Genomic DNA, 26,478 nt, shown 5'->3' with positions numbered 1-26,478 from the left:
GCATGAGCACTCCTCTCGATTCTCCCGACCAGGGCGGTCTCGCGACCCTCGACCGCGAGCTCGAAGAGCTGATCCGCGAGGAGACGATCGAGCCGGGCGACCATGAGCGGTTCTCGCACTACGTCAAGAAGGACAAGATCCTCGAGTCGGCGATCACCGGCAAGCCGGTGCGCGCATTGTGCGGCAAGAAGTGGACGCCGGGTCGTGATCCGGAGAAGTTCCCCGTCTGCCCGACATGCAAGGAGATCTACGAGTCGATGACGCGCTGACGCGTCGTCGCTGGACCCGGCGTTTTCGGCGTTGTGGGCCCAGTCGACGCGGCGACCTCAATCGGCGTCGCGGTAAACCGTGGGGATCGCGGGCTCGGATCGGCTGAGCGCCAGAGCGCGCACCGGCATCTCCTCGATCACGCTGGCGTGGTGGGCGCGGGCGGCGCGAACCCCCGCGGCCCCGATCCATTCGGTCACAGCACGCCCATCCGAGAAGAGCGTCGTCTGCAGTGCGCGCGCGTCGGGGTGCTCGGCAGGGGTGTCGAGCGGCTCGAAGCCGTCGGAGACGACGACGACCTCCTCTTTGGCCGTACCGCCGTCGAGCGCACGGAACGCCGTCTTGCGACCCCCGTGGGAGGCCTTGTCCGCTGACGCCTTCGCGACCGAGAGCCACGATCCGTCGTCGTTCTGCCGCGCGACGAGCTTGTACACCATGCCCGCTGTAGGGGTGCCCGAGCCGGTGACGAGTGACGTCCCCACGCCGTATGCGTCGACGGGGGATGCCGCCAGGGCCGCGATCGCGTACTCGTCGAGATCGCTCGTGACCGTGATGCGTGTGTCGCGCGCCCCGAGTGCATCGAGCTGCGCGCGGACGTCGGCTGCGACGGTCGGGAGGTCGCCCGAGTCGATCCGAACGCCGCCGAGGCCGGTACCGGCGACTCGGATCGCCGTCGCGACGCCCTCGGTGATGTCGTAGGTGTCGATCAGCAGCGTGGTGTCGACGCCGAGAGCGTCGATCTGGCTGCGGAAGGCCGCTTCCTCGGTGTCGTGGAGCAGCGTCCAGGCGTGTGCGGCGGTGCCCATGGTCGGGATGCCCCACGTGCGGCCCGCCTCGAGGTTGCTGGTCGCGCCGAAGCCCGCGATGTGCGCGGCCCGGGCCGCAGCCACCGCGCTGCGCTCGTGCGCACGACGCGAGCCCATCTCGGCGAGCGGGCGGTCACCGGCGGCGATCGCCATACGCGCCGCCGCCGTGGCGACGGCGGAGTCGTAGTTGAGGATGCTGAGCACGAGGGTCTCGAGCACGACCGCCTCGGCGAAGGTGCCCTCGACCGTCAGGACCGGCGAGCCGGGGAAGTAGAGCTCGCCCTCGCGGTATCCGGTGATCGTGCCCGTGAAGCGGTAGTCGGCGAGCCACGCGAGAGTCTGCTCGTCGAGCGCCCCGTGCTCGCGCAGGAACTCCAGCTCCTCGTCGCCGAAGCGGAAGTTCTCGACCTCCTCGAGCAGTCGCCCGGTGCCTGCGACGACGCCGAATCGCCGCCCGCCCGGGAGCCGACGCGCGAAGACCTCGAACACGCAGTGCCGATCGGCGGTGCCGTCGCGCAGCGCAGCCTGCAGCATCGTGATCTCGTAACGGTCGGTGAGCAGAGCGCTGGAGGCCATGTGTGCCACTGTAGCGACGCCGCATCCCGCTGCAGCGCCTCGGGATGTGAGGGTGCGACGCCAGGTAGGCTCGATGATCGTGAATGACGCGCCCATCGGAATCTTCGACTCGGGCGTGGGCGGGCTCACGGTGGCGCGGGCGATCTCGCAGCTGCTGCCGCGAGAGTCGTTGCTCTATATCGGCGACACGGCTCATTCGCCCTACGGCCCGAAGCCCATCGCTGACGTCCGGCGCTACGGGCTCGAGGTCCTCGACACTCTGGTCGACGAGGGCGTGAAGATGCTCGTGATCGCGTGCAACACCGCCTCATCGGCCCTGTTGCGCGACGCGCGGGAGCGCTACGACGTCCCGGTCGTCGAGGTCATCAACCCTGCCGTGCGCGCGGCGATCTCCACCACCCGGAACGGCCGCATCGGCGTCATCGGCACGATCGGCACGATCGCATCTCGCGCGTATCAGGACATGCTCGAGGTCAACGAGCGCCTCGAGGTGTTCGCGGCATCCTGCCCGCGGTTCGTCGAGTTCGTCGAGGCGGGCATCACGCAGTCTCCCGAAGTGCTCGCCGTGGCCGAGGAGTACCTGGCGCCGCTCCGGGACGCCGGGGTCGACACGCTCGTCCTGGGCTGCACCCACTATCCCTTCCTCGAAGGCGCGATCAGCTACGTCATGGGCCCCGACGTCGCGCTCGTGTCGAGCGACTCCGAGACGGCGAAGGACGTGTACCGACAGCTGGTCTCCCGCGGCCTGCTCGCGAACGATGACGCGGTTCCCCGTCACGTCTACGAGGCCACGGGCGACTCCGGCGACGACTTCCTGAACCTGGCCGACCGGCTCATGGGCCGTGGCGTGCCGTCGGTCCGCATGGTCCAGACCGGAGCGATCGTGCTGCCGAAGCTCGCCCCACCCGCATCCTGACCCTCATCCGCCGTCCGATCGGAGACCCCTCATGACCGATTCCCTGCGCGCCGACGGGCGCACCGCCGACCAGCTCCGCACCGTGACGATCGAGCGCGGCTGGAGCGCCCATGCCGAAGGATCGGCTCTCGTGAGCTTCGGCGGTACGAAGGTGCTCTGCACGGCGTCGTTCACCAACGGCGTCCCGCGCTGGCTGACGGGCAAGGGCAAGGGCTGGGTCACGGCCGAGTACGCCATGCTGCCGCGCGCGACGAACAGCCGGAACGACCGCGAGTCGATCAAGGGCAAGGTCGGCGGGCGGACGCACGAGATCTCGCGTCTCATCGGTCGTGCCCTGCGCGCCGTCGTCGACACGAAGGCGCTGGGCGAGAACACGATCGTCATCGACTGCGACGTGCTGCAGGCCGACGGCGGCACCCGCACCGCCGCGATCACCGGAGCCTACGTGGCCCTGGCCGACGCGATCGAGTGGGGCCGGTCGCAGAAGTTCATCGCACAGCGCTCCGCGCCGCTGGTCGACTCGGTGTCGGCGGTGTCGGTCGGGATCATCGACGGAACGCCGATGCTCGACCTCGCCTACGTCGAGGACGTGCGGGCCGAGACCGACATGAACGTGGTCGTCACCGGCCGCGGACTCTTCGTCGAGGTGCAGGGCACCGCCGAAGGCGCGCCCTTCGACAAGCGCGAGCTCGACGCGCTGCTCGAGCTCGGTGTGAACGGATGCGCGCAGCTGCGTGACATCCAGGCGGCGACGCTGGCATGACCGGCCGCATCGTCCTGGCGACCCACAACCCGCACAAGGTCGAGGAGTTCCACGCGATCGTCGCGGCGGTCCGCCCCGATCTGGAAGTCATCGGCTACGACGGTCCGGAGCCGGTCGAGGACGGCGTCACCTTCACGGAGAACGCGCTGATCAAGGCCCGGGCCGCAGCGGCGCACACGGGATTGCCGGCGCTCGCCGACGACTCGGGGATCTGCGTCGACGCCCTCGGGGGAGCCCCGGGTGCCTTCTCGGCCTACTGGGCCGGCCACAAGAAGGATGCCGCCGCCAACACGGCTCTGCTGCTCGATCAGCTCTCGGACATCGCCGACCCGCGCCGCACCGCACAGTTCGTGTCGGTCATCGCCCTCGTCGACGGTGACACCGAGCACGTCGTCGAGGGCGTCTGGCCGGGCCGGCTGGCGACCGAGGCGGCTGGCGAGGGCGGTTTCGGATACGACCCCGTCTTCGTTCCGGACGGGCAGTCCGGGCCCGCTCGCACCGTCGCGGAGTGGTCCGCCGCGGAGAAGAACGCCGCGTCGCACCGGGCGCGAGCCTTCGTAGCGCTCACCGAGGTGCTGCGCTCGCTCTAGCCGTCGTCGCGGCGGACGTCGCCGGGCGCTCGATCCGGCCGCAGGCCGCGCCACCGGGCATGGCGCAGGATGCCGCCGGGGGTGAACTCGGCGAACTCGACCTCGCCGACGAGCTCGGGTCGCACCCACAGCGCATCGGATGCGTCGGCCGCCGGGACACCCACGAACGGATTCCGATCGGTGCGGAGCGGGTCGAGGGCCGCGGTGAGCCGTGTCAGCTCGGCATCCGAGAACCCCGACCCCACGCGGCCGGCGTACCGGAGCGCCCCGTCGTCGTCGGGGATGCCCAGCAGCAGCGACCCGATGCCGCCCCGTCGGGCGCCCTTGCCCGGCCGGATGGCACCGACGACGACGTCCTGCGTTCGCGTCAGCTTGACCTTGAGCCACTCTTCGGAACGGACGCCGATGCGATAGCGGGACGAGGGGTCTTTGACGACCGCGCCCTCGAGATCGAGCTGGCGGGCCGCGGTGAGCGCCGCGTCGAGGTCATCCGTCACCGGCGGCACGGCCAGCGGAGGCCGTGCTCGCGCCGACGCGGACTCGAGCAGGCGACGACGTTCCCGCAGCGGAAGATCAGTGACATCACGGTCGCCGTGCCGCAGCAGGTCGAAGACGAAGAAGTCGGCCGGAGTCCGAGCCCGTTCTCGGGTGATCTCGCGGGCCTTGGTGAGGTGCATCCGGTTCTGCAGGAGCGGGAAGCTCGGCCGGCCCGCCTCGTCGAGCGCGACGATCTCACCGTCGAGCACGAGGGGAATGTCGCCCAGGCCGAGATCGGCATCTGCGTCGGTGAGCTCGGGGTAGCGTGCGGTGATGTCGGTACCGCTTCGCGCGTACAACCGCATCCGCTTGCCGTCCCAGAAGGCGATCGCTCGGACTCCGTCCCACTTGAACTCGACCCAGGGACCCCACCGTTCCGCGGCCGCGCGGGCGGGCCCGGGCGACGAGGGGACGGCCAGCATGGGCGGCACCGGACCCGCCGCGCCCAGCGACGACGCGGCTGTCTCGGATGCTGAAGAACCGGGGCTCGCCGCGCCTGCCGCATCCGTGACGTCGCTTCTCATCCGGTGCAGCAACCACTGCGACTTCTCACCCGACCCGCCGGTGCGGATGAGCACGAGGCGCGCATCGGCTGCCCCTCCGCCGTTCGTGCTTCGGAGCGTGAAGATGATCTCGTCGTCTCGCCACTTCTCGAGGTCGTAGAGACCGGTGTCCCAGATGGTCATCGTTCCCGCGCCGTACTCACCGGCCGGGATCTCGCCGTGGAAGGTCAGGTACTCCATCGGGTGCGGCTCGGTCATCACGGCGAGATGGTTGCGGTCCGGTGTCTCGGGGATGCCGCGCGGCACGGCCCAGCTGACGAGTACGCCATCCCGCTCCAGTCGCAGGTCGTAGTGGAGGCGGCGAGCATGATGCTCCTGGATGACGAACCGGGGTTTGCCGGCGGAGCCGGTACCCGGAACCCCCGACGCACTCACCGACACCGCCTCGGGCATCGGCTCGGGAGTCCGGTCCGCGGAGCGCTTGGCGAGGTACGGCGCGAGCGGTGCCGTCCGCCGGGGCGCGAGGGGCGTCAGCAGGTCGCCGAGGTCACGGGCGCGCTCGAGCATCTCGTCGAAGCGCAGATGGCGCAGGTCGGGGTCGTCCAGCTCGTCCCACGTCCGTGGTGCGGCCACTGTCGGCTCGTCGCGGCCACGCAGTGAGTAGGGAGCGATGGTGGTCTTCGAGCCGTTGTTCTGGCTCCAGTCGAGGAAGATCTTGCCCGCCCGGGCGCTGCGGGTCATCTGGCTGATGACGAGGTCGGGGTGGTCGGCCTCGAGCGCCCGGGCGAGCTCCTTGGCGAACGTGGAGGCCTGATCGCTCGTCTGCGCGCCGGCGAGCGGAGCGTACAGATGGAGGCCCTTGCTGCCGCTCGTGACGGGGAACAACTCCATGCCCATGTCCGACAGGATGCTGCGCACCCACCGCGCCACCTCGGCGCACTCGGCCAGGCCGACGCCGGGGCCGGGATCGAGGTCGAGGACGAGCCGGTCGGGGGCGCCGCGCTCGCCGGCGTCGGTGAAGCGCCACTGCGGGACGTGCAGCTCGAGGCTCGCGACCTGTGCGAGGTAGACGAGCGAGGCGACCTCCTCGACGAGGGGATAGTCCTTCGAGCCGCTGGAATGGTCGATCGGCAGGCGGGGGAGCCACGACGGGGCTCCGGGCTCGAGGGCCTTGGCGAAGAAGTCCGGCTGCTCGACGCCCTCGGGCCAGCGTTTGCGTGTCACCGGGCGCCGGTCGAGATGCGGCAGCATCAGCGGCGCGATGCGCGAGAAGTAGTCGATCACCTCGCCCTTCGTGGTGCCCGTTCTCGGGTACAGCACCTTGTCGAGGTTCGACAGGCGCAGCCGGCGGCCGTCGACCTGGACCGTCTGCTCTCCTGCCATGCCGACAGGCTATTGCGCCACCCGCTGGCGTCGGTGAGGGGTTGCGGTGTGTACTTCGTGCATGAGATCGATCTGGAAAGGCGCCCTCACCTTCGGGCTCGTCAATGTGCCGGTGAAGGTCTACTCGGCGACCGAGGACCACGACGTGCCGCTGCACCAGGTGCACAACGCCGACGGCGGGCGCATCCGCTACCAGCGCATCTGCGAGATCGACGGTGAGGTCGTGCCCTACGCCGACATCGATCGCGCCTACGACGACGGCGAGCAGACCGTGGTCCTGACGAAGGAGGACCTGGCGTCGTTGCCCTCCGAGCGGAGCCGCGAGATCGACGTCGTCGAGTTCGTGCCGAGCGATCAGATCGACCTGCTCACGCTCGACAAGGCGTATTACCTCGAGCCCGACTCCTCCTCGCCGAAGTCGTACGTCCTGCTCCGCAAGACGCTCGAGCAGACCGACCGGACCGCGATCGTGCGGTTCTCCCTGCGGCAGAAGACGCGGCTCGCCGCGCTTCGCGTGCGGGGTGATGTGCTCGTGCTGCAGACGCTGCTGTGGGCGGACGAGGTTCGGGAGGCGGCGTTCCCCGCCCTCGACGAGTCGGTGCGCATTTCGGCGAAGGAGCTCGAGATGTCGGCATCCCTCGTCGAGAGCTTCTCGAGCGACTTCGATCCCGAGGCGTTCACGGACGAGTACCAGGAGGAGCTGCGGACGCTCATCGACGCCAAGCTCGAGAAGGGCGACGCCCTCGACACCTCGGAGACCTTCGGTGAGAAGGCCGAGAAGGAGGGCGGCGAGGTCATCGATCTGATGGAGGCGCTGCGGGCGAGTGTCGAGCGCAGCCGTGCGGCGCGTGGCGGGGGCTCGAAGACGTCGGACGGCGGCGACGCGGGGCGCTCCGGCACGAAGACGGACGCGAAGAAGAGCACCGCGAAGAGCGCCGCGAAGAAGGACACGGACGAGAAGGCTCCCGCGAAGAAGGCTCCCGCGAAGAAGCCGGCCGAGAAGAAGGCTCCGGCGAAGAAGAGCGCGAAAGCCTCCTGATCAGCTCCGCGGGTCGGTGCGCCGGTCGGTGTCGGTCGTGGACGCGTCGGGGCGGTGCGCGTGCGGAGCGCTGTGGCCGTGCTCGCGGAAGACCTCCGGGTCGAGCACGAGCTCGCGCGCCTCGTCGGCGTCGGTGTATTCGTCGGGCCCCGCAGCCATCTCCTTCTTCGCCTTGCGCTTCTCGGCGAAGTAGTGCCACACGATGAAGAAGACGGTGCCGACGACGGCCGCGAGCAGGATGACGTCGATGTACTTCGCGACGAACTCGCCGACGCCGGGAATGAGGCTCACGAGGTAGCCGATCACGGTCAGGCCGAAGCCCCAGATGACGGCCCCGATGAGGTTGTAGAGCGAGTACCGATGCCACGGCATCTTGCCGACACCGGCGGCGACGGGCGCGAACGTGCGGACGATGGGCACGAATCGGGCGAGGATGACGGTGACGCCGCCGTATCGCTCGAAGAACGCGTTCGTGCGCTCGACGTTGCGGCGACTGAACAGGCCCGATTCCTTGCGCTCGAAGACGGCGGGACCGCCCTTGCGACCGATCACGTAGCCCACCTCACCGCCGAGGAATGCCGAGAATCCGATCAGGAGACCGACGATCCAGACGTTGATCCCGAAGACTCCGTGGGGGGCGTGCGTGACCGGGTTCGACAGCAGGCCGGCCATGATCAGCAGCGTGTCGCCGGGGAGCAGGAAGCCGACGAGCAGTCCCGTCTCGGCGAAGATGATGAAGCACACCACGAGCAGAGCCCACGGACCCGCCGCGCTGATGATGGTGGCGGGGTCGAGCCAGGGGATGAGGGCGATCTGATGCACGAGTTTCCCGTCGGGAGAGGATGACGCGAGGGCGGGCGAACGCCCGATCCGTGCGGAAGGTGGGACTTGAACCCACACGCCGTGAGGCACAGGAACCTAAATCCTGCGTGTCTGCCAATTCCACCACTCCCGCGGACGGGTTCAGTCTAGGCGTCAGCGATAAGCGAATCCGTCCGGATAACCCCCGAATTCGCCGAGACGATGGGGCGGTCGCGGCGCGCATGGCCGCTCGGGCCCACCTATCGCGCGATGGAGCTCCTGAGTCCGGAGTTCGGGACGTTCGCCGGGGCGTCAGCGAGTCGCGGGGAGCCGCCGACGAACCAGTATCCGGCGCCGACGACGAGCCCGCCGCCGACGAGGTTCCCGGCGCCGACGAGCAGCAGGTTGAGGGCGAAGCCGCCCACGGTCGCCGACGGGTCGCCGGAGAGCAGACCGATCGTGAACGTGGTCATGTTCGCCACGACGTGCTCGAAGCCGGATGTGATGAACGCGAGGATCGCCGCAAAGACGACCAGGATGCGGGCGGTCTCGCTGCGCAGCCGCACCGTCATCCAGATCGCGATGCAGACGAGCACATTGCACAGGATGCCGCGGACGAACAGCTCGACCGGCGACTCGTGTGCCTTCGCGGCGAGCATGTCGGAGATCATCGTGCCGGCCGCGGCGTTGCTGTGCAGCACCCCCGACGCGACGATCAGCGCTCCGAACACGGCCGATCCGACGAGGTTGGCGCCGAACGTCCACAGGACCGTCCCGGCGGCGCGCCCCGCCGGCACGGCCCTCATGAGCGTCGCCTGGGGGACCGTCATCATCGAGGAGGTCACGAGCTCGCCGCCCGCGATGACGACGATCGTCAGGGCGACCCCGAACACCAGTCCCGACACGAGCTTGCCCCAGCCCGAGCCCGCCGCGAAGAGGGGCCCGGCTGCCGTGACCATGAGCACGACCCCGACGCCGATGTAAGCGCCGGCGAGCATGCCCGACACCGTGAAGCGAGCGGGCGAGCGCAGCCCGTCCGTCTTGTGGCGGCCGTTCTCGGCTTGTGCGGCGAGCGCCTCGGGGATCGTGAGCACGGGATCACCGTCCTTCCGCCGCCAGTGTGCGCTCGATGCGCGGGCCGAAAGGGGGCGGCGGGCCGGGGATAACCCCGATCAGCGCACGGCGAGCGCGCTCGGCTCGGAGACCTCGGCTCGGACAATGGCGGCCCCGGCCACCAGGGCGCTGATCTTGTCGTTCGCCACGGCGCGGGGCAGCGGTGCCATGCCGCAGTTGGTGCTCGGGATCAGCTTGTCGGCGTCGACGAACTCGAGGGCACGGCGGAGGGTCTCGGCGACCTCGTCCGGCGTCTCGACCTCGTGGCTGGCGACGTCGATGGCGCCGAGCATCACCTTCTTGCCTCGGATGAGCTCGATCAGCTCCACCGGAACGTGCGAGTGGTGGCTCTCGAGCGAGATGACGTCGATGCTCGAGCGCTGGAGAAGCGGGAACGACTCCTCGTACTGCCGCCACTCCGGACCGAGCGTCGCCTTCCACTCGTTGTTCGCCGCGATGCCGTAGCCGTAGCAGATGTGCACCACCGTCTCGGCGCGCAGGCCCTCGGCGGCTCGTTCGAGTGCGGCGATACCCCAGTCCTTCATCTCGTCGAAGAACACGTTGAACGCGGGCTCGTCGAACTGGATGATGTCGACGCCGGCGGCCTCGAGCTCTCGGGCCTCCTGGTTGAGGATCGTCGCGAACTCCCACGCGAGCTTCTCGCGGCTCCGATAGTGACGATCGGCCAGCGTGTCGATCATGGTCATGGGGCCCGGGAGCGCCCACTTGATGGGGCGGTCGGTCTGCTGCCGGAGGAAGGCCGCGTCATCGACGAAGACGGGCCGCCGGCGGCTGACGGCGCCGACGACGGTGGGGACGCTCGCGTCGTAGCGGTCGCGGATGCGGACGGTCTCGCGCCGTTCGAAGTCGACACCGTCGAGGTGCTCGATGAAGGTCGTGACGAAGTGCTGGCGCGTCTGCTCGCCGTCACTGATGATGTCGAGTCCGCGGCGCTCCTGCTCGTGAACGGCAGCGCGGAGAGCATCGCGCTTTCCCTCGACGAGCACATCGCCGGTCAGCTCCCACGGCGACCACAGAACTTCGGGTTTGGCGAGCCAGGACGGCTTGGGCAGGCTGCCGACGGTCGAGGTGGAAAGGAGGGAATGCGACACGGATCGTCCTTCGGGTCAGCGGGTCAGCGCGGCCGGCACGGCCTCGGCGGTCGGGGCGGCGTAGTCGGCGGCCCAGCGGCTGAGCACCTGCCGGTGTGGGGTCACGAAGTGCTCCTCGGCGTATTTGCCCTGCGTCGTGGCGAGCTGGCTGCGCTCGACCCGGTCGTAGGTGATGTCCGTTCGCACGAAGTCGTCACTCTCGAGGGTGGGCCGGTAGACCTCGCCCGCCGGCTCGGTCGCGTTGTAGATCTCGGGCCGGTAGATCTTCTGGAACGTCTCCATGGTGCCGATGGTGCCGGCCAGCTGCAGGTCGGTGTACTCAGCGAGCAGGTCGCCGCGGTGGTAGAACGCCAGCGGGGCGACGCTGCCGCGAGGCATGAAGTACCGCACCTGCAGCCCCATCTTGGCGAAGTACTCGTCCGTGAGCGAGAAGGAGTCCTGCTCGTACTCGACACCGAGAACCGGATGCCGGTTGCCGTTACGCCGGTAGGTGCGGCTCGTCGACACGCTGATGCAGACGACGGGCGACTGCGGGAACCGCTCGCGGTAGGCCTCGGACTCGAGGAAGTGCTGGAAGAGCTTCCCGTGGAGGTCGCCGAACCCATCCGGCACCGTGAACGCACCGGGCGTCTGCTGCGCGGACGGCAACAGGATGCTGAAGTCGTAGTCGCGCAGGTACGACGAGAAGTTGTTGCCGACGATGCCGTGGTGGCGCTCGCCGGTCTGCCGGTCGAGGATGTGGATGTCGAGCACCTCGAGCAACGGGAACTCGCGGTCGTCGGCAGCATGCGTCGCCGCATCCTCGGCGTCATCCTCGAACCGCAGGTTCACCGAGACGATGTCGAGCTCGGCGGTGTAGCGGTCGCCCTCCGGGTTGTCGGTGCGGGCGAGGTCATTCAGGCGAGCGTCGATCATCGCGAGCGCTCCGCGGAGGTTCTCACGGCGGCGCTCGCCGCGGGCGAGGTTGGCGAAGTTGGTCGTGATCCGCGATGAGTCGGAGGGGGAGTAGTCCTCGTCGAAGCGTGTCGTCGAGATGCGGAACGCGAATTCGTTCGCCATGAGCAGCCAATCAAGCGGAGCTCCGAAGAGCCATGCGGAAGATGTTGGCTCCATGGTGTGGGCAGAGGGGAGCCATCGGGTAATCCGCTGTCACTATCCTTTGCCATAGGCTGGCTCTATGTCCGGTCGTCGAAGCGGGATCACCCTTCAGCAGCTGCAGTACTTCATCGAGGTCGCCGCCGAGGGCTCGATCTCGGCGGCATCCGATCTGCTCTACGTCGCACAGCCCACGATGTCGGCGGCGATGAAGGACCTCGAGGCGCGGGTCGGCCGCGATCTGCTGGTGCGGTCGGCCCGAGGCGTGACTCTCACCACCGACGGCGTCGAGTTCCTCGGCTACGCCCGCCAGGTCGTCGAGCAGGCCGAGCTGCTCGAGCAGCGCTACCTCGGGCGGCCGCCGTCGCGCCGGCTGCTCGGTGTCTCGACACAGCACTACTCGTTCGCCGTCGACGCGTTCGTTCGGATGGTCAGGAGCACCGGGGCGCCGGAGTACGAGTTCTCGCTGCGCGAGACCCGGACGTGGGACATCATCGAAGACGTCCGGACGCTGCGCAGCGAGCTCGGCATCCTGTTCCGCAACGACTTCAACCGGAATGTCATCGACAAGCTGCTGCGCGATTCCGGGCTCGCGTTCCACCCGCTGTTCGTCGCCCAGCCGCACATCTTCGTCGCGCGCCGGAACCCGCTCGCCTCGCGGGCCCGCGCGACGCTCGACGACCTCGCCGACCTGCCCCGCCTGACGTTCGACCAGGGTGCGAACAACTCGTTCTACTTCGCCGAGGAGATCCTCTCGACGCTCTCGAGCAAGCAGGAGATCCGGGTGTCGGACCGTGCGACGATCTTCAACCTCATGATCGGCCTCGACGGCTACACGATCTCGACGGGCATCATCAGCGACGACCTCGACCCCGAGATCGTCGCCGTGCCCCTCGACGTCGACGAGCGCATCGAGATCGGCTGGATCGGCCGCACGGCTGTTCCGCTCACGGAGCAGGCGCAGCGGTATCTCGACGAGGTGCGGGCCGTCGTCGCGGGGTTCGGCATCGAATTGCTCGGGTGAGGCTGGGGTGGCGAGGTGGTGAGCCGACCGGCCCTGTGGAAGGTCGCCACCGCTTCACGGGGTAGCGGCCACGATGCCAGGTGCCCGTTACGCCCCCACTGCTACCATCTGTGCAGCATGCATCGGCGGCATCGCGGCCGTTGGCGGGGCGTCTATCGGAGCCGTCATGGGCTGCTTCACCGGAGGTGAGTTATGAAGCGTTCGAGAGGCCACTTTCTGCTCTTCTTCATCATCGCAGCGGCGGCGGGAGCGAGCCTGATCTGGTTGCTACCAGCGGCGCTCGGCGATGACGCCACCGTGCAGAGTTGGATCCCTGCCGTGCTCGGAGCGATCTTCGCAGCAAGCGCCTTCGTCGCATGGAAAGTCCGCCCAAACTGGAAGCAGACATCTCCGTCATAAATGCCGCGGGCATGGCGTATGACAGGGGCTCGCCTGCGCGGTAGACGCGCACGGAACGGCTGATGGCGAGATCATCGCCTCTTGCGCAGCGCGAGATAAGCCGTCGAGTATGCCGCCGTCGCCCACGCGGCCACGACGATGATGTTCACCACCTGGCTCTCGCCGGTCCGAAAAGTCGCTTCGCGGATGATGTCTGCCATCGGCGCGAACGGAAGGAACTGGTGGAGCGTGACGGCCCACTCCGGGAGGCGTTCGGGGGGGTAGGTGATCGGTGAGAACAGCAAGCCTCCGATCATGATGACCTGCGTGACGAGAGACGTCGCACCCATCGGCAGCCAGAGCGCGATCGCGTAGCCGATGCTCACCGCGGTGAATTGCGCAGCGAGAATCGCGGCCACGGCGAGCAGGTCGATGTGGATGTCGAGCTCGAAGCGCAGGAACGCGGCGAGCATTCCGACCGCGATCCCGGGCAACGCGGCGAAGCTCCAGACGACGGCGTCAGCGAGGAGGATCGCGGAGCGCGGAACCGGAAGGGTTCTCTGATAGTCGAGCAGGCCCTCCTGCTTCGAGGTGCTCATGATCTGCGGGGCGAGCACGCACCCGACGGCAATGATTCCCAGCGTCCAGGCGCCTGAGGAGAGATAGCGGGCCGCCTCGGCGCCGATGTTCGGGATCATCAGCGCGAGGCCGTAAACGATCGCGATGGCGAACAGGGCTTGCACCACGGTGAACGCCGGCAAGAGGTATTTGTGCCGAGTCAGGCTCCACCGGACAAGACCCCACCAGCTGCCGAGCCACGCGCGCCGGCGTGGCACGCTGATCGTCGGGGTCGTGAGAACGTCAACGGCCATGGGTGATCCCTTCGTACAGGGTTTCGAGCGATGCCGGCGCGAGCGCATAGGTGTCAGCGGTGCCGGTATCGACCAGGTGGAGCACCCATTCGATCGCGGCGGGGATCTGCGCCGGTTCCAGGTCGAGTGTGAGCTGCCCATCGTCGTCGACCATGTGCGCTACGACCGGGGGAGTTGTCGTGACCTCGCAACCGGGATGGAGAGAAACGGTGAGGGTGGCGGTGCGCGCCTGTTGACGCAGTTGGCTCGGCGTGCTGTCGACGAGGACCGTGCCGTTCTGGAGCAACACGTACCGGTCGGCGGCGCGCTGGACTTCGACCAGGTTGTGCGTGACCACCACGACGGTATGTCCGTCATCGGCGAGCCGGCGCAGATGTCGCCAGATCAGGGGCCGCCGGATCGGGTCGACGTCGTTTGTGGGCTCATCAATCAACAGCACCGGTGGGGGCGCGATCACAGCCATCCCGAACGACGTCAATCGACGCAGGCCGCCCGAGAGCTTCTCGCCGCCGGTGTTCTTCCAGGGCTCGATGTCGAGCGAATCGATCAAGCCGAGCGCGGCGGTCTTGGCATCTGATCCAGAGAGGCCCCTCAATCGGGCGATCGACGTTATCGCCTGCCACGGCGTCACGCCCGTCAGCGGAGCGTGCATCTGCGGCATCATCGACGCGACCCGGCGCGCGAGATCCGGTGACGAAACGAGCGAGGCTGCTCCGTAACGGATGTCCCCGGAGGTAGGCTTCACCACTCCGATGATCTGATTGAGGAGTGTGGTCTTCCCCGCCCCGTTGTGGCCGACCAACGCGACGAGCTCACCCGGGCGGAAGGTCAGGCTGACCGCCCGATTCGCCGCAGTACCCCCTCGCTTGTAGATCTTGGTGATCTGCTCCAGCGATAGGGCGTCGGTGCCAGCTGCCACGCGTTCCATATCCAGATACTGACAGTATTCGAAACCCGGATCAACGCCTCGACGGTGTCGAAGGCGGCTGGTCGCGCTGTTCTAGGATTCGACCCATGACACGGACGACCCGCGATGAACAGCGGCAGCGGAACAGGACGCTGTTGCTCGAAGCGGCAGAGCGGATCTTCGCCGCGCACGGCGTTGCAGGCGCCTCTCTCGACGACGTGGCGCTGGAAGCCGGACTGACGAAGGGGGCGGTCTACTCCAACTTCCGCGACAAAGGTCAACTGATCCTGGAGGTCATCCGATACCGTCAGGCGCTCTCGCCGGAGGCACAGGACTTTCGTGCCACCCTCGAGAGGGCGACGAATGACGATGAACGACTCGAAGCGTGGTGCGACATCTGGATCCGCACTGCGAGAAGCGGCGATCGCGCCAGCTACGCGCGGTTGGTCTTCGACTTCATTCCTTACGCGCTGCGGGATGACCGACTAACGGCTGAGTTCCTCGGGTTCATATCGCCGCCCGACGACATCCCGGCCGACGCGTCCCCGATCCCGGCCGACAGCAGGTTCGCGCAAATGCCTCCCGCCGATCAGTTCCGCATCCTGACGGCCCTCGACTTGGGATTGTCTGCGCTGGCCCTTTTCGACCCGGAGAATGTGAGACCCGAGCTGTACAAGACGGCAGTGCTGTCGCTCGCGCGAACGCTTCACGAGGCCCGGGATCAGGCAGGGTAGCGCCTCGATCGCCGGCGCCGGCCTGAGCGCTGGAGCTAGCCCTGTGGAAAGTCGCCACGGGCTGACGAGGTAACGACCACGATGCTGCGGGTGAGCATCTCCCTCTCTTCCGCATCCGGGTCCGAGCCGCCTGATCTGCCTCCCGAGACGCGGATCGCGTGCCGTCTGCGCGATCGGCTGCGGTCGGAGGGCATCGATCCTGCCGAGCGCCCGGACGAGGTCGAGCGCGTCGCGGTCGCGGAGGTGCAGCGACACAACGATTTCGCTCTGGCACGCGGGCTCGAAGCGGTCGACGACGAGTCCGCTGCGGTGCGCCGCGTGCTGGCATCCGTGGCCGGTTACGGCCCCTTGCAGGCGCTGCTCGATGATCCGAGTGTCGAGGAGCTGTGGATCAACGCTCCCGACCGCGTCTTCGTCGCGCGAGGCGGACGGAGCGAGAGGGTCGCTTTGGCCCTGACCGAGGAGCAGGTGCGCGACCTGGTCGAGCGGATGCTGCACGCCAGCGGTCGCCGCGTCGACTTGAGTCAACCCTTCGCCGACGCGTCGCTTCCCGACGGTTCCCGGCTCCACGTCGTCATCCCCGACATCACGCGGCACTGGGCCGTCAACGTCCGCAAGTTCCTCCGCACGTTCCGCACGCTCGACGACCTGGTGGCGGTCGGGTCGGTGACCGTGGAGGCGGCGGACATCCTGCGCACCGCGATCGCGAGCGGACGGAACATCATCGTGTCCGGGGCCACCCACGCGGGTAAGACGACCATGCTCAGCGCGTTGGTTGCAGCAAGCCCCGCCGAGCAGCGCGTCGTCACGGTGGAGGAGACGTTCGAGCTATTCGTCGATCTGCCCGACGTCGTCGCCCTGCAGGCCCGGCAGCCAAGCCTTGAGGGCGGGGGAGAGGTGACGCTGCGGCGCCTCGTGAAGGAGGCGCTCCGTATGCGACCCGACCGCCTCGTCGTGGGGGAGGTGCGCGATGCCGAAGCTCTCGATCTGCTCCTTGCTCTCAACACCGGCGTGCCCGCCGCCGCAACGGTGCACGCGAACTCCGCCGCGGACGCGCTGCGGAAGCTCTCGGCCCTCCCGCTTCTGGCCGGGCGGAACATCGACGTCGAGTTCGTGCGTGATGCCCTCGCGGCATCCGTCGACATCGTGGTGCACTGCGAGCTCCTGGACTCGGGGCGCCGACGCGTCGCCGAGATCGTGTCGCCCACCGGCGCCGTGACCGACGGTGTGATCGCGACCCGGTCGGTGTATCGGAGCCACGGGTGACCCTTTTCTGGGGCGCGACCCTCGGCGCCGGGCTCGTGCTCATCGTCGCGCCGTGGCTGTCGCCTCGTGAGGCGATGACACCAGCCACATCCGGTCGCGCTCGCGGATTCGGCCGCGGCCTCCTCGAATCCGCCGGGTTCGCACATGCGCCGGTGAGCGGGCTCGGCGCCATATCGGTCGGGTCAGCAGCGCTCGCCGCCGCCGCTGCCTGGCTGGTGACCTCCCTCCCCGTCGTCGCCGCCGTCGCTGCCGGGGCAGGAGCGCTGCTGCCGACGGCCTGGCTGCGCTCGCGCGCCCGCCGACTTCGGAAAGTGCGCCGGGGGCTCTGGCCCGACGTCTGCGATCTGCTCGTCGCATCGGTTCGGGCCGGGATGCCGCTCGGTGACGCGGTCTCGTCGATCGCCGAGACCGGGCCGCCCGCCCTGCGACTCGCCTTCCGGGGCTTCGCGCGAGATCTCGCCGCGTCCGGTCATTTCGACACCAGTGCCGCGCGTCTGCAGGCGGTGCTCGCAGATCCCGTGGCCGACCGCATCGTCGAGACCCTCCGGATGGCCCGGCAGGTGGGAGGGACTGAGCTGGTCCCGGTGCTCAGGGCGCTGTCGACGTCCGTCCGCGCCGATGCGGCTCTCCGCGCCGAGGTGGAGGCGCGCCAGTCGTGGATCCGAGGCGCAGCCGTGCTCGGATTGATCGCTCCCTGGGTGGTGCTCACGCTCCTGGCACTTCGACCTGAAGGGGCCCGCGCGTATGCCTCGGCGGAGGGAGCGATCCTCATCATCGTGGGCGCGGCGGTGTCGTTCCTCGCATACCGGGTCATGCTGCGGATCGGCAGGCTTCCCGAACCGCGGCGGTGGGTGCGGTGACCGGGGTGTCGGAGCTCGCCATTGCCGTCGTGCTGGGCACAGCGCTTGCTGCCGGTGTGCTTCTCACGATCTCCGGAATGCCGCGATGGGTCGCGCCACCTCTTGAGCGCAGGATTGCGCCCTATCTGCGCGACATCGCCGATCCGATCGGCCTGACCCCGCTCCATGCGGGCTCGTCGTGGCTCGCAGGCTGGCGGGAACGTGCCACGCGGATGGGCGCGAAGCTGGGCGGCTCGGTAGCACTCCGCCGACGGCTCCTGCGGGCCGGCTGGGCGCTGACGCCCGAGAGGTTCCGTCTCCGGCAGCTGCTCGCGGGGGTCGGGGGACTCACGCTCGGCACCGCGCTGACCGTCGCCGTCGTGATGCGCGGCGATGCGAACGGCGCCACGCTGCTGCTTCCGGTCGTTCTCACTGCCGCCGGAATGCTCGGTCTCCACATGGTGCTGGCCCAGGCCGCGGAGAAGCGGATGCGGCAGGTGCGAGAAGAGGTGCCCACGGTGCTGGAGTTCCTCGCGCTCTGCCTCTCTGCGGGCGAGAGCCTCAACGATGCGTTGCGCCGCGTCAGCGAGGTGGGCGCCGGCGAACTGACCGCACATCTGCGCGCCGCCGTCTTGGCCGCCGGGACCGGGTCGACCCTGATCGATGCCCTGCGCGACATGGCGCGCTCCCTCGACGTGGGGAGTATCGATCGCGCGGTCGACCAGCTCGTGGGAGCCATCGAACGTGGCGCCCCGTTGGCGCAGGTCCTGCAGACCCAGGCTGCCGATGCGCGCGAGGACGCGAAGCGGGTTCTGATCGAGCAGGCCGGGCGCAAGGAGATCCTCATGCTGCTTCCGCTGGTCTTCCTCGTGCTGCCTCTCTCGGTTCTGTTCGCGGTGTTCCCCGGCATCGTGATGCTGCGCCTGGGACTGTGAGCCATGGCCAAGACGAAGAAAGGAAACACCATGAGACGAACGGTCGCGATGGCCCGCGGCGCCGCACGAGACCTCCGGCATGACGAGCGAGGCGATGTTCCCGGCTGGGTGCTCGTCACCCTGATGACGGCTGGGCTCGTCGTCGTCATCTGGGCGCTCGCCGGGTCCGCGCTGTCGAATCTGTTCGAACAGGCCATCGCGCGAGTGTCCGGACTCTGACATGGCGTTCGCTCTCGACGACCGCGGGTCGAGTCCGGCGGAGTTCGTGATGGTCGGAGCGCTGCTGACCCTGCTGACCCTGGGGGTCATGCAGCTCGCTCTCGCCGTCTACGTTCGAGGGGTCGCTCACGACGCGGCTGTCGAAGGCGCTTACGACGCCGCGCTCGCCGACGTGACCGACGGAGAGGGAGCCGCGCGCGCCCGGGAGATCGTCGACCGGACGCTCGGGGCGGGGTTCGTGCAGGGCGTTCGGGCACAGCGCACTGCGGTCGACGACGCGACCATGGTGCAGGTGACGATGCGGCTGACCCTGCCGCTCGTCGGATTGATGGGCATCCCGGCAGCGTGGGAGGTGACCGCGCATGCGCCTGCGGACGACGGGGAGTAAGCGGCACCGTGCTGACGACGGGTCGGCGTCGCTCGAGTTCCTGACTGCAGGACTCATCCTGCTCGTCCCCGTCGTACACCTGATCGTCTCCCTCGGCATCGTTCAGTCGCACACGTTCGCGGCTCAGGCGGCAGCACGACACATCGCCCGCGCGGTTGCGACAGCCACTGATGTAGCCCAGGCCGACACGCGCGCTGAAGCGATCACGCGCGCTATCGCCGCCGAGTACGGCATGGCGGCGGACGATCTCGCGCTCGCCGTCTCGTGCGACGGGGCTGGTCCGTGCCCGCGACCGGGCGAGATGTTCCGCGTCACCGCGGAGACCGAGGCGACGCTTCCGCTCGTGCCTCCCGTGCTCGGCCTCGACCGGCTCGCCCGTGTTCCGATCGAGGCGACCGCGGTGCAACGGATGCCGCGCCTGTGGGGCGCGCCATGAGGCGTCATCACCGGCTGGGGGACGAGGGGAGCGTGCTGCCCCTCACACTCGGATACGCCCTGCTCGCCATCGTGCTCGTCCTCGTCGGCGCGGACGCGATGAGCCTGTATCTCGCCCACAAGCGGGCGGACGCCGTCGCGGATGCCGCGGCCCTGGCGGCATCCGACGGGTTTGCGCTGGTCGTCGACGAAGGCTCACCGCGCACTGTGCTCGACCCGGCCGACGTCCGTGACCTGGCCGCCGAGGTCATCGCGGCAACCGGTGACGTGACGCTGGTCGAAGCCGGCACGCCCGATGGGGTGTCCGCGCGAGTCACCGTGGCGACGGTGTGGCACCCTCCGGTGTCATCGGTGTTCGTGCCCGACGGCGTGAGGGTCGAGGCGACCGCGACGAGCCGGACCGTGCTGCGTTGAGTCCCGGACGCGCAGCGATAATGCAACCTCCTTACCGGAGGAATTCGCGCTGACTAGGGTCGGAGGACCGGCAATGCGTGGATGGGAGCCCACTCATGACCCAGCAACTCGATGTCAACGACGACGCGGTGACGCGACTCGGTCTGATGGACACCGCCCCGGAGGAGCGCTTCGACCGCATCACGCGGCTCGCACGCGAGATGTTCGACGTCGATTACGCCGTCGTCAACGTCGTGAACTCCGAGACGGTGTTCACGAAGTCGCAGCCGGCGGAGTCGGACTTCCGGCACACCCCGATCGAGGACTCGTTCTGCGGCGAGGCCGTCAAGCAGCCCGCCGTCCTCGAGGTTCCCGACGGCCGCGCCGACCCGCGGTTCGCCGACCGCGCGATCGTCGCCGAGCACGGCATCCGCTTCTACGCGGGCTTTCCGATCCACACCGATGCGGGAGAGACCGTCGGCACACTCTGCCTGCTCGACACCTCGCCTCGTGATCTCAGCGACGCCGACCGCGACGCGTTCGAGCGCTTCGGCTTATGGGCGCAGGCCGAGATGCGCATGGACGATCCCGGTGTCTCCGGTGCCGGGCCCGTGCCCGCCGCGTCGGTCGCCCCGGCCGTGCGTGATGACCGTCTGGCGGCGGGGGAGGTTCGCCTGGCCGCCCTGGCGATCCCGTATGGGCAGGTCAGCGGGGACCGGAGCAGCTGGCAACAGGTCGGAGACCGCATCATCGTCACTCTCGCCGACGTCATGGGCAAGGGTGAAGAGGCCGGCGGGTTCGCCGAGGAGCTGATCGGCGCACTCCAGCAGCGCGCCCACCTCGACCCCGTCGAGGCGATGCTCTCGGTCGAGGACTATGCCCGGCACGACAAGCGCCATCGCGAGACCTTCGCCACCCTGTTCCACGCGGTTATCGAGACCCGGAGCGGCCGGGTGGCCTACGTCGATGCGGGGCACGGGCTCACATTGCTTCTCCGCGCCGACGGCACGAGCGAGCGCCTGAGCTCCCGCAACCTCCCGCTCGGCCTGCGCCCCTCCGACGCCGAGTGGGAGGCGGGCGAGACCGTGGTCGGTCACGGCGACCTGATCGTCTCCGTCTCGGACGGGGCCCTCGACGCCTATGACTCCACGCTCGACAGCCTGCGTCTCATCGGCGAAGACCTCCGCCGCGCCAGCGAACCGGATGCCTTCTTCGACGAGCTGTCCATCCGCGTCTCCGAGCACGTCGTCGACGATGACGTGACGGCGGTGGTCATCTCGGTGCGCTGACGCACGGCGCGGGCGCGCTCTGACCGCGCGTCAGCGGGGGATCACCGAGAAGAGGAACCGCCGCCGCACCATCAGGTAGATGAGCGCGATGACCGCGGTATGGATCAGCGTTCCCTGCCAGAAGCTCTGCCGGTCGAGGCCGGGGATGTTCGCGACGGCGAGCACGAAGAACACGTGCACGATGAACACGTAGAGGCTCGCCTGCCCGAGCGGGATCCAGAGCCACCCCATGACCGCGTTGATCGGCCTCCAGGCCACCGTGAGCACGGCGTAGCTGCAGGTGATCACGAGAACGAGGTCGAGCAGGCGCCCCCAGTGCAGATCGATCCGCGGGTAGCCCGAGTCGTAGAGCATCCCGTAGAGGCCGGCAGGGAACGGGGCCGGCTCGAACCCGAAGCTGTCGCCCGCCCAGAGATAGACGAGGAACCCGGCGTAGCCGACGACGAAGAGCCCGACGAGGATCTTCCCCGGTGTGGAGGTGAGCGCCCGGATGATCTGGCGCCGGTAGTACCCGATGACGAGTCCGTGCGTGAAGAGCACCTGCCAGGCAAGCAGGGGGAAGACCGCGTTGAACTGCGACGGCAGCGGTGACAGCTCCGGCATCGTGATGTGGAGGGCGTACAGGCCCCAGCTGCCCGCCAGCACGAGCCACCACAGGCGCCGGCGGATGAGCCACATGAGCGCGGGGTAGGCCAGGCTCAGCACGACGAACAGCCCCATGATGTTGAAGGGCCACGGCCCCATCTCGAGCAGGAGGAACTGTCTCACCGCGTACCAGGGCGGCGGGTAGTCGAGCAGCCGGTCGGCGTTCGGATAGAGGTCGTAGACGCGGCCGGAGGTTGCCTGACCGTCCTCGCCGGTGCCGCGGTCGGTGAACGTCATGATCGCCGACGCGTCTATGAACGGCACGAAGCTGACGATGAAGATCAGCAGGATGACGGCGAGAGCGACCAGGTACTGCTTCCGCGCTCGCGCCCACGCAGCGAGAGCTGCGCCCCATTCCCCGCCGCGTTTCACTGCGGCGGGGAAGACCATGCCGAGGACGACGCCGCTCAGCAGGACGAAGAGCTCGGCGCCCGTGATGGCGCCGATGATGTTCAGAGACGCGAACGAGTAGGGGCTCAGCACCTCGATGTGCGTCACGACGACCACGATGATGACGAAGCCCCGCATCATGTCGATGCGCAGGTCGCGAGTCGCGGAATCGTCGGGGTAGCGCCACGACGGCAGCGTCCGTCCCACGATCCCCGAGACGAGGAACGCGATGGCGAGCACGGCGGCGGCGCCGGTGATCCAGTTCATCTCGTCGTTGCCCTCGCGCACCTGCACGGTGCTGGCCGAGGCCTGCTCGGGGGTGATCACGTCGGTGATCGGACTCCACTGCACATGCCCGGATGCCGCGAGGTCGGCGCGGAACGCGCTCGCCAGCTCACCCGAGGCGGTCAGACGCCAGTCGACTTCCTGGGCGCCGGCCTCGGCTTCCTCGCGCACGGCCTCGAGCCAGGTGACCGCGGTGATCCGCGGGTGGTCGGGCAGCTCGGCGAGCACCTGGCGCCACCAGCCCTGCTTGACGGCGATCTCGGTGTCTCCGTCGAGTGAGAAGTCGTAGAGCGCGCCGGTGTCGAGCAGAAGGTCCCGGCTCTCGCCCGCCGCGAACCTGTCGTAGAAGGTCTCCGCCTGCGGCACGGTGTAGCCCCACTGCTCGTCGAGGCGCGCGGCCACCTCACCCTCGTCAGGAGCGCTGTTCGACACGAGCGGCACGTCGCGACCCGCGGCAGCTCCCGACTCGCCCTTGCCGAAGTAGAACATCGTCAGGCCTACCCGGTCGACGGCATCCGCGTCGGGGAAGTAGGGGCCGTACGGGTCGTCGGCCTCGGTCAGCAGTCCGTCCGCGTCGGTGTCGAGAGCTCGAAGGTCCGCGGGGGAGAGGTCGTCGAGGCGCCCGTCGGCGCGCTCGAAGGGGTACCCCGCGCCGTATGACGGGGCCCAGACCATCTCGGCTCCCGATCCGCCGTCGTGGACGACGTTGGACACGGCCTCGAACGCGCGCACGAACTCGCGCGGCTGCTGCCCCCACGAGGTCCACGAACCGTTCATCTCGGGGGCGAAACGCACGAGATGGTGCGTGTCGTAGTCGCCCTGCATCTTCTCGAGCATCGCGTTGAACGCCGCGGCATCGTCGCGCGTCAGGTCCGCGAGAGGAACCCGCGGTTCCATGCTCAGGACGAGGACGGCGCCCTGGGCGGAGGCCGCCGTGGCTGCGCGAGACCAGTCCTGGCGGGCTCTGTCATCGAGTGGGTACGACAAGCGGATGGCGTAGGTCGCGGGCGTCTCGCCGAGCCGGTCGGCGTATCCGTCGGGGCCGTCCGAGCCCCAGTCGAGCTCCGGGCCGAACCAGAGTCCGTCCTGCGCGACGGGGGCAGGCTCGCCGGTATCAGCGATCGCCGCGGGCGCCGTCAGAAGAGCGGTGGCCGTCGCTAAAGCCAGGGCCGCCAGCGCCCGCCGCAGGTGCCGCGTCACTCGCGGCGGCACTCGAGAGTCCAGACGTTGCGCCCGTTCTCGTAGCGGTGCTCGACGGAGTCGACGCTCGCGAGGGCGAGGGCGAGGCCGCGGCCGTCCTCGGAGTCGGCGTCGGCCATGGTCACAGCACTGAGGTCGAGTTCGGCGGGCTGAGCGTCGTCCTCGAAGGTCGCCGTCAATGCCTCGGGTGTGGCCTGCAGGTCGAGGGTGAAGTGCCGTCCTTCGGCGCCGTGCGCGGCTACGGAGTGCTCGACGATGTTGCCCGCGATCTCGACGACGGCGATCTCGAATGCGAAGCGCGTACGGGGCTCGACGTCGCCGGCTTCCTCCCACCACGATGCGAGCAGATCATGGACGGCCTCGACGCTCTCGAGCGAGACATCGGCGACGAGCGACCGGTGGACGACCTCAGCCATCGAGGGCGTCCTGCACGGTGGCGCGCGGCCGGAGCACGCGGTCGAGGTTCGTCAGACCGAGCACCATCGTCACCTGTTCGCTCGGCGCGGCGAGCCGCAGGTCGCCGCCGCCTTGACGTGCGGTCTTGAGGCACGCGACGAGGGCGCCGAGGCCCGACGAGTCGATGAAGGCGACATCCGACAGATCCACGATCACGGGCGATTCGCCCGCTGCGGCGATCTCTTCGGTCACCCGCTCGCGGAAAGGACGGGCCGAGACCATGGTGAGCCGCCCGTGGGGGCGGACGACCCGACCGTTCTCGCGTACGTCGATATCGAGGTCCAGCATGGGTCAGGTCTCCTTCAGTTCCAGGTGTGCCGGTGGTCGGTACAGCACGGCGCGGATGATGATGCTGAAGACCATGAGGTCGTACAGCACCCAGACGATGTTGATGAGGGGCGCGATGCCCTGCGCCTGCCCGACGGCGTACCGGATGGCGACGGCGACGAGCGACAGGACGAGCGCAGCCATCGCGATCAGCTGCGGTTTCACGAGGTCCCATCGCGGGCTGTCCTCGGCGGCGCGCGTCTTCGGGGTGACGGCGAACCCCAAGGCTCGACCGCGGTAGACGTTCGCGAACGCCGTCGTCACGGAGCGGATCCAGACGGGGAAGAGCGCGAGCGAATACTGCGCACCGCGCCAGGTCGGGCGCCCGTTGGCGACGACGAGGAAGAGCAGCTGATTCAGGAGGAAGAAGGGGATGAAGCGCGCGAAGAAGTCGACGCTCCACGCCTGCACGGGCATGACGCCGAACGTCAGATACAGCACCGGCGCGGCGATGTAGACGATGCCGGCGAAGCCGGCCAAGTAGCTCCACATCGTGCCGAAGTACATGATCCGCTGGCCCCAGCTGAGGCTGCGCTGCACGAGGGGGTTCTCGCGGAACATCACCTGCATGGTGCCCTGAGCCCATCGCAGCCGCTGCGTCAGCATCGTCGGCAGATCCTCGGGGGCGAGACCCTCGGCGAGCACCTCGTCGTGGTACACCGACTTCCAGCCCAGGCCGTGCAGCCGCATCGAGGTCGCCATGTCCTCCGTGACCGAGATGGTCGCGAGGGGCATGATCGCCTGGGCCTCTTCGTCGCGCCCGACATCGAACGCCGAGACGAGCATGCTGATCGACTCGAGCGCAGCCAGCGGAGAGAGGCTCCGATCGCCCAGAGCGTCGAGAGTGACCTCATCGATGACGGCGAGGGCCTCGGTGTCGGCGGTGAGCTCGGCGAGAGCGCGCAACTCCTCGCGGACGTCGGAGACGTCCTGATCGCTCAGCTCGCGACGCACCCGGTCGATGCGGCTCTGGAACGCGTAGGTCACATCCGCGAGGGCATCGCCGCGCGCGATCTCGACCTTCACCTGATCGAGGGCGTCCGCGACGGTGTCGAGGGCGGCCGCGATGCGCGGGTCCGATCCGTGATCCCGGCGGGCGCGTGCGAGAACGCGACGGGAGGATCGCACGCCGCGGTTGACGGCGAGCGTGACTTCGTCGACGTAGCGTGAGACCCCGAGCTGCATCAGTGCCTCGCGGCGGAGGATCGCGTTCGATCCGCAGAAGAACGCCGCGTTCCACCCGTCCTTCGACTGCTGGATCGGGCCGTAGAACAACGGCGCCTGGCTGCCGAGCGGGTCACTGGGTGGAACGTTGACGAACCACTGCGGCGTCTGGACGAGGGCGACTTTGTCGTCCATGAACCAGCCGAGCGTGCGATCGAGGATCTTCGGCGAGGGCACCTGGTCGGCGTCGAGGATGAGCAGGAACTCGCCCTCCGTGACCATGAGGGCGTTGTTGATGTTCCCGGCCTTCGCGTGGCGCGGCCGGTCACGCCATGCCTGCGACCGGGTGACGACGCCGATGCCCTCCGCCTCGGCGAGACGGCGAAGCTCGGGCCGGTCGCCGTCGTCGAGGATCCAGGTCTCGTGCGGGTAGCTGATCGCCTGCGCGGCGCGCGCCGTGCGCATGACGAGGTCGAGCGGCTCGTTGTACGTGGTGACGAGGACGTCGACCGTGACCTCGCGTGTCAGCGGCGGCGCATCGTGGCGTTCGCGCAGCCGCCAGGCGCCGACGGCGAAGATGAGCGAATCGATCAGGCTGTACGTCTCGGCGAGCACGAGGGGCACGGCGATCCACCACGCCTCCCAGTTCACCGAGGCGAGCCAGCGCCAGACGATGTAGTTCACACCGGAGATCGCTGCGAGCAGAACCACCAGGCGGATCAGTGCGAGACGTCTCGACGACTTCTTCGACTGGCGCGCCGCATCCCGCCGCGTCCCCTCGCGGCCCAACGTCGTCTCGAAGACCATCGATCTCCCTCGGTCGAGAGCAAC

The 26,478-nt window shown here is 68.7% G+C and carries 27 protein-coding genes and 1 tRNA gene; 15 read left to right on the top strand and 13 right to left on the bottom strand.

What is annotated here, in order from left to right; genetic code table 11:
- Positions 1–2 precede the first annotated feature (2 nt).
- Entirely contained in the window at positions 3–269 is a 267-nt protein-coding gene (locus ACI2K6_RS02645; protein ID WP_023951164.1) for a DUF3039 domain-containing protein, read from the top strand.
- 57 nt (positions 270–326) lie between these two features.
- Here the strand turns inward: ACI2K6_RS02645 and ACI2K6_RS02640 are convergent, their stop codons facing one another.
- Positions 327–1,649, bottom strand: coding sequence for a nicotinate phosphoribosyltransferase (locus tag ACI2K6_RS02640; RefSeq protein ID WP_274177733.1), 1,323 nt, complete (start codon positions 1,647–1,649; stop codon positions 327–329).
- Positions 1,650–1,728: 79 nt separating this feature from the next.
- On the opposite strand from ACI2K6_RS02640, the gene murI reads away from it, so the two are divergent.
- Genes murI through rdgB form a run of 3 tightly spaced genes read left to right on the top strand, consistent with a single transcriptional unit; the run spans position 1,729 to position 3,918 of the window.
- A complete protein-coding gene (gene murI / locus ACI2K6_RS02635) occupies positions 1,729–2,565 on the top strand; it encodes a glutamate racemase (RefSeq protein WP_114587995.1) in 837 nt (278 codons plus the stop codon).
- 31 nt (positions 2,566–2,596) lie between these two features.
- Complete coding sequence (rph, locus tag ACI2K6_RS02630; RefSeq protein ID WP_112614334.1) at positions 2,597–3,328, top strand: ribonuclease PH; 732 nt, start codon at positions 2,597–2,599, stop codon at positions 3,326–3,328.
- The gene (rdgB, locus tag ACI2K6_RS02625) at positions 3,325–3,918 is read left to right on the top strand and encodes an RdgB/HAM1 family non-canonical purine NTP pyrophosphatase (protein WP_323987564.1); all 594 of its coding nucleotides are present in this window, start codon (positions 3,325–3,327) and stop codon (positions 3,916–3,918) included. The genes rph and rdgB overlap by 4 nt, the downstream gene beginning before the upstream one ends.
- On the opposite strand, the gene ACI2K6_RS02620 is transcribed toward rdgB, so the two are convergent.
- Positions 3,915–6,341, bottom strand: coding sequence for an ATP-dependent DNA ligase (locus tag ACI2K6_RS02620; protein ID WP_404568015.1), 2,427 nt, complete (start codon positions 6,339–6,341; stop codon positions 3,915–3,917). The genes rdgB and ACI2K6_RS02620 overlap by 4 nt on opposite strands.
- Positions 6,342–6,402: 61 nt before the next feature.
- Between ACI2K6_RS02620 and ACI2K6_RS02615 the strand changes: the two genes are divergently transcribed.
- On the top strand, positions 6,403–7,380 hold the full coding sequence (locus tag ACI2K6_RS02615; protein WP_323987567.1) for a Ku protein: 978 nt from the start codon (positions 6,403–6,405) through the stop codon (positions 7,378–7,380).
- Here the strand turns inward: ACI2K6_RS02615 and ACI2K6_RS02610 are convergent, their stop codons facing one another.
- From ACI2K6_RS02610 to ACI2K6_RS02590, 5 genes are all read right to left on the bottom strand, one after another.
- Positions 7,381–8,202: a VTT domain-containing protein gene (locus tag ACI2K6_RS02610; RefSeq protein ID WP_323987569.1), complete on the bottom strand. Its 822-nt coding sequence runs from the start codon at positions 8,200–8,202 to the stop codon at positions 7,381–7,383.
- 51 nt (positions 8,203–8,253) lie between these two features.
- Positions 8,254–8,335, bottom strand: a tRNA-Leu gene (locus ACI2K6_RS02605).
- A gap of 106 nt (positions 8,336–8,441) precedes the next feature.
- A complete protein-coding gene (locus tag ACI2K6_RS02600) occupies positions 8,442–9,275 on the bottom strand; it encodes a formate/nitrite transporter family protein (protein ID WP_404568012.1) in 834 nt (277 codons plus the stop codon).
- 78 nt (positions 9,276–9,353) lie between these two features.
- Positions 9,354–10,406 carry a methionine synthase gene (locus tag ACI2K6_RS02595; protein ID WP_404568010.1) on the bottom strand — a complete coding sequence of 351 codons (1,053 nt, stop codon included), beginning with the start codon at positions 10,404–10,406 and terminating at the stop codon, positions 9,354–9,356.
- A gap of 15 nt (positions 10,407–10,421) precedes the next feature.
- Entirely contained in the window at positions 10,422–11,465 is a 1,044-nt protein-coding gene (locus ACI2K6_RS02590) for a putative oxygenase MesX (protein WP_404568008.1), read from the bottom strand.
- Positions 11,466–11,583: 118 nt separating this feature from the next.
- Between ACI2K6_RS02590 and ACI2K6_RS02585 the strand changes: the two genes are divergently transcribed.
- Complete coding sequence (locus ACI2K6_RS02585) at positions 11,584–12,525, top strand: LysR family transcriptional regulator (RefSeq protein ID WP_354450771.1); 942 nt, start codon at positions 11,584–11,586, stop codon at positions 12,523–12,525.
- 470 nt (positions 12,526–12,995) lie between these two features.
- Here the strand turns inward: ACI2K6_RS02585 and ACI2K6_RS02580 are convergent, their stop codons facing one another.
- Both ACI2K6_RS02580 and ACI2K6_RS02575 read right to left on the bottom strand, forming a co-directional pair.
- The gene (locus tag ACI2K6_RS02580) at positions 12,996–13,775 is read right to left on the bottom strand and encodes an ABC transporter permease (RefSeq protein ID WP_404568006.1); all 780 of its coding nucleotides are present in this window, start codon (positions 13,773–13,775) and stop codon (positions 12,996–12,998) included.
- Positions 13,765–14,703 carry an ABC transporter ATP-binding protein gene (locus ACI2K6_RS02575; RefSeq protein ID WP_404568005.1) on the bottom strand — a complete coding sequence of 313 codons (939 nt, stop codon included), beginning with the start codon at positions 14,701–14,703 and terminating at the stop codon, positions 13,765–13,767. The genes ACI2K6_RS02580 and ACI2K6_RS02575 overlap by 11 nt, the downstream gene beginning before the upstream one ends.
- An 86-nt stretch (positions 14,704–14,789) precedes the next feature.
- On the opposite strand from ACI2K6_RS02575, the gene ACI2K6_RS02570 reads away from it, so the two are divergent.
- From ACI2K6_RS02570 to ACI2K6_RS02530, 9 genes are all read left to right on the top strand, one after another.
- The gene (locus ACI2K6_RS02570; protein ID WP_323987574.1) at positions 14,790–15,416 is read left to right on the top strand and encodes a TetR family transcriptional regulator; all 627 of its coding nucleotides are present in this window, start codon (positions 14,790–14,792) and stop codon (positions 15,414–15,416) included.
- A gap of 90 nt (positions 15,417–15,506) precedes the next feature.
- On the top strand, positions 15,507–16,682 hold the full coding sequence (locus ACI2K6_RS02565) for a CpaF family protein (RefSeq protein WP_404568002.1): 1,176 nt from the start codon (positions 15,507–15,509) through the stop codon (positions 16,680–16,682).
- The gene (locus tag ACI2K6_RS02560) at positions 16,679–17,542 is read left to right on the top strand and encodes a type II secretion system F family protein (RefSeq protein WP_274177750.1); all 864 of its coding nucleotides are present in this window, start codon (positions 16,679–16,681) and stop codon (positions 17,540–17,542) included. Before ACI2K6_RS02565 ends, ACI2K6_RS02560 begins: the two co-directional genes overlap by 4 nt.
- Entirely contained in the window at positions 17,539–18,456 is a 918-nt protein-coding gene (locus tag ACI2K6_RS02555) for a type II secretion system F family protein (protein ID WP_404568000.1), read from the top strand. Before ACI2K6_RS02560 ends, ACI2K6_RS02555 begins: the two co-directional genes overlap by 4 nt.
- A 30-nt stretch (positions 18,457–18,486) precedes the next feature.
- Positions 18,487–18,675 (top strand): hypothetical protein, encoded by a 189-nt coding sequence (locus ACI2K6_RS02550; protein WP_404567998.1) that lies wholly within the window; start codon positions 18,487–18,489, stop codon positions 18,673–18,675.
- 1 nt (position 18,676) lies between these two features.
- Positions 18,677–19,063: a TadE/TadG family type IV pilus assembly protein gene (locus tag ACI2K6_RS02545; RefSeq protein WP_282502461.1), complete on the top strand. Its 387-nt coding sequence runs from the start codon at positions 18,677–18,679 to the stop codon at positions 19,061–19,063.
- A complete protein-coding gene (locus ACI2K6_RS02540) occupies positions 19,038–19,499 on the top strand; it encodes a TadE family protein (RefSeq protein WP_404567996.1) in 462 nt (153 codons plus the stop codon). The genes ACI2K6_RS02545 and ACI2K6_RS02540 overlap by 26 nt, the downstream gene beginning before the upstream one ends.
- Complete coding sequence (locus tag ACI2K6_RS02535; protein ID WP_282502463.1) at positions 19,496–19,912, top strand: pilus assembly protein TadG-related protein; 417 nt, start codon at positions 19,496–19,498, stop codon at positions 19,910–19,912. The genes ACI2K6_RS02540 and ACI2K6_RS02535 overlap by 4 nt, the downstream gene beginning before the upstream one ends.
- Positions 19,913–20,007: 95 nt before the next feature.
- Positions 20,008–21,180 (top strand): SpoIIE family protein phosphatase, encoded by a 1,173-nt coding sequence (locus tag ACI2K6_RS02530; protein WP_404567993.1) that lies wholly within the window; start codon positions 20,008–20,010, stop codon positions 21,178–21,180.
- A gap of 30 nt (positions 21,181–21,210) precedes the next feature.
- Here the strand turns inward: ACI2K6_RS02530 and opgC are convergent, their stop codons facing one another.
- Genes opgC through ACI2K6_RS02510 form a run of 4 tightly spaced genes read right to left on the bottom strand, consistent with a single transcriptional unit; the run spans position 21,211 to position 26,454 of the window.
- A complete protein-coding gene (opgC, locus tag ACI2K6_RS02525; protein WP_404567991.1) occupies positions 21,211–23,700 on the bottom strand; it encodes an OpgC domain-containing protein in 2,490 nt (829 codons plus the stop codon).
- A complete protein-coding gene (locus ACI2K6_RS02520; RefSeq protein ID WP_323987585.1) occupies positions 23,697–24,116 on the bottom strand; it encodes an ATP-binding protein in 420 nt (139 codons plus the stop codon). Before ACI2K6_RS02520 ends, opgC begins: the two co-directional genes overlap by 4 nt.
- Positions 24,109–24,444, bottom strand: a complete 336-nt coding sequence (locus tag ACI2K6_RS02515) for an STAS domain-containing protein (RefSeq protein ID WP_064956687.1) — start codon at positions 24,442–24,444, stop codon at positions 24,109–24,111. The genes ACI2K6_RS02520 and ACI2K6_RS02515 overlap by 8 nt, the downstream gene beginning before the upstream one ends.
- A 3-nt stretch (positions 24,445–24,447) precedes the next feature.
- Positions 24,448–26,454 carry a glycosyltransferase family 2 protein gene (locus ACI2K6_RS02510; protein WP_274177759.1) on the bottom strand — a complete coding sequence of 669 codons (2,007 nt, stop codon included), beginning with the start codon at positions 26,452–26,454 and terminating at the stop codon, positions 24,448–24,450.
- Positions 26,455–26,478: the final 24 nt, after the last annotated feature.

Source organism: Microbacterium sp. NPDC006705 (assembly GCF_044903545.1).
In the GTDB taxonomy this organism is placed as follows: domain Bacteria; phylum Actinomycetota; class Actinomycetes; order Actinomycetales; family Microbacteriaceae; genus Microbacterium; species Microbacterium plantarum.
The sequence above is the reverse complement of the archived record's forward strand: the minus strand, read 5'-3'. Positions and strand labels throughout refer to the sequence as shown.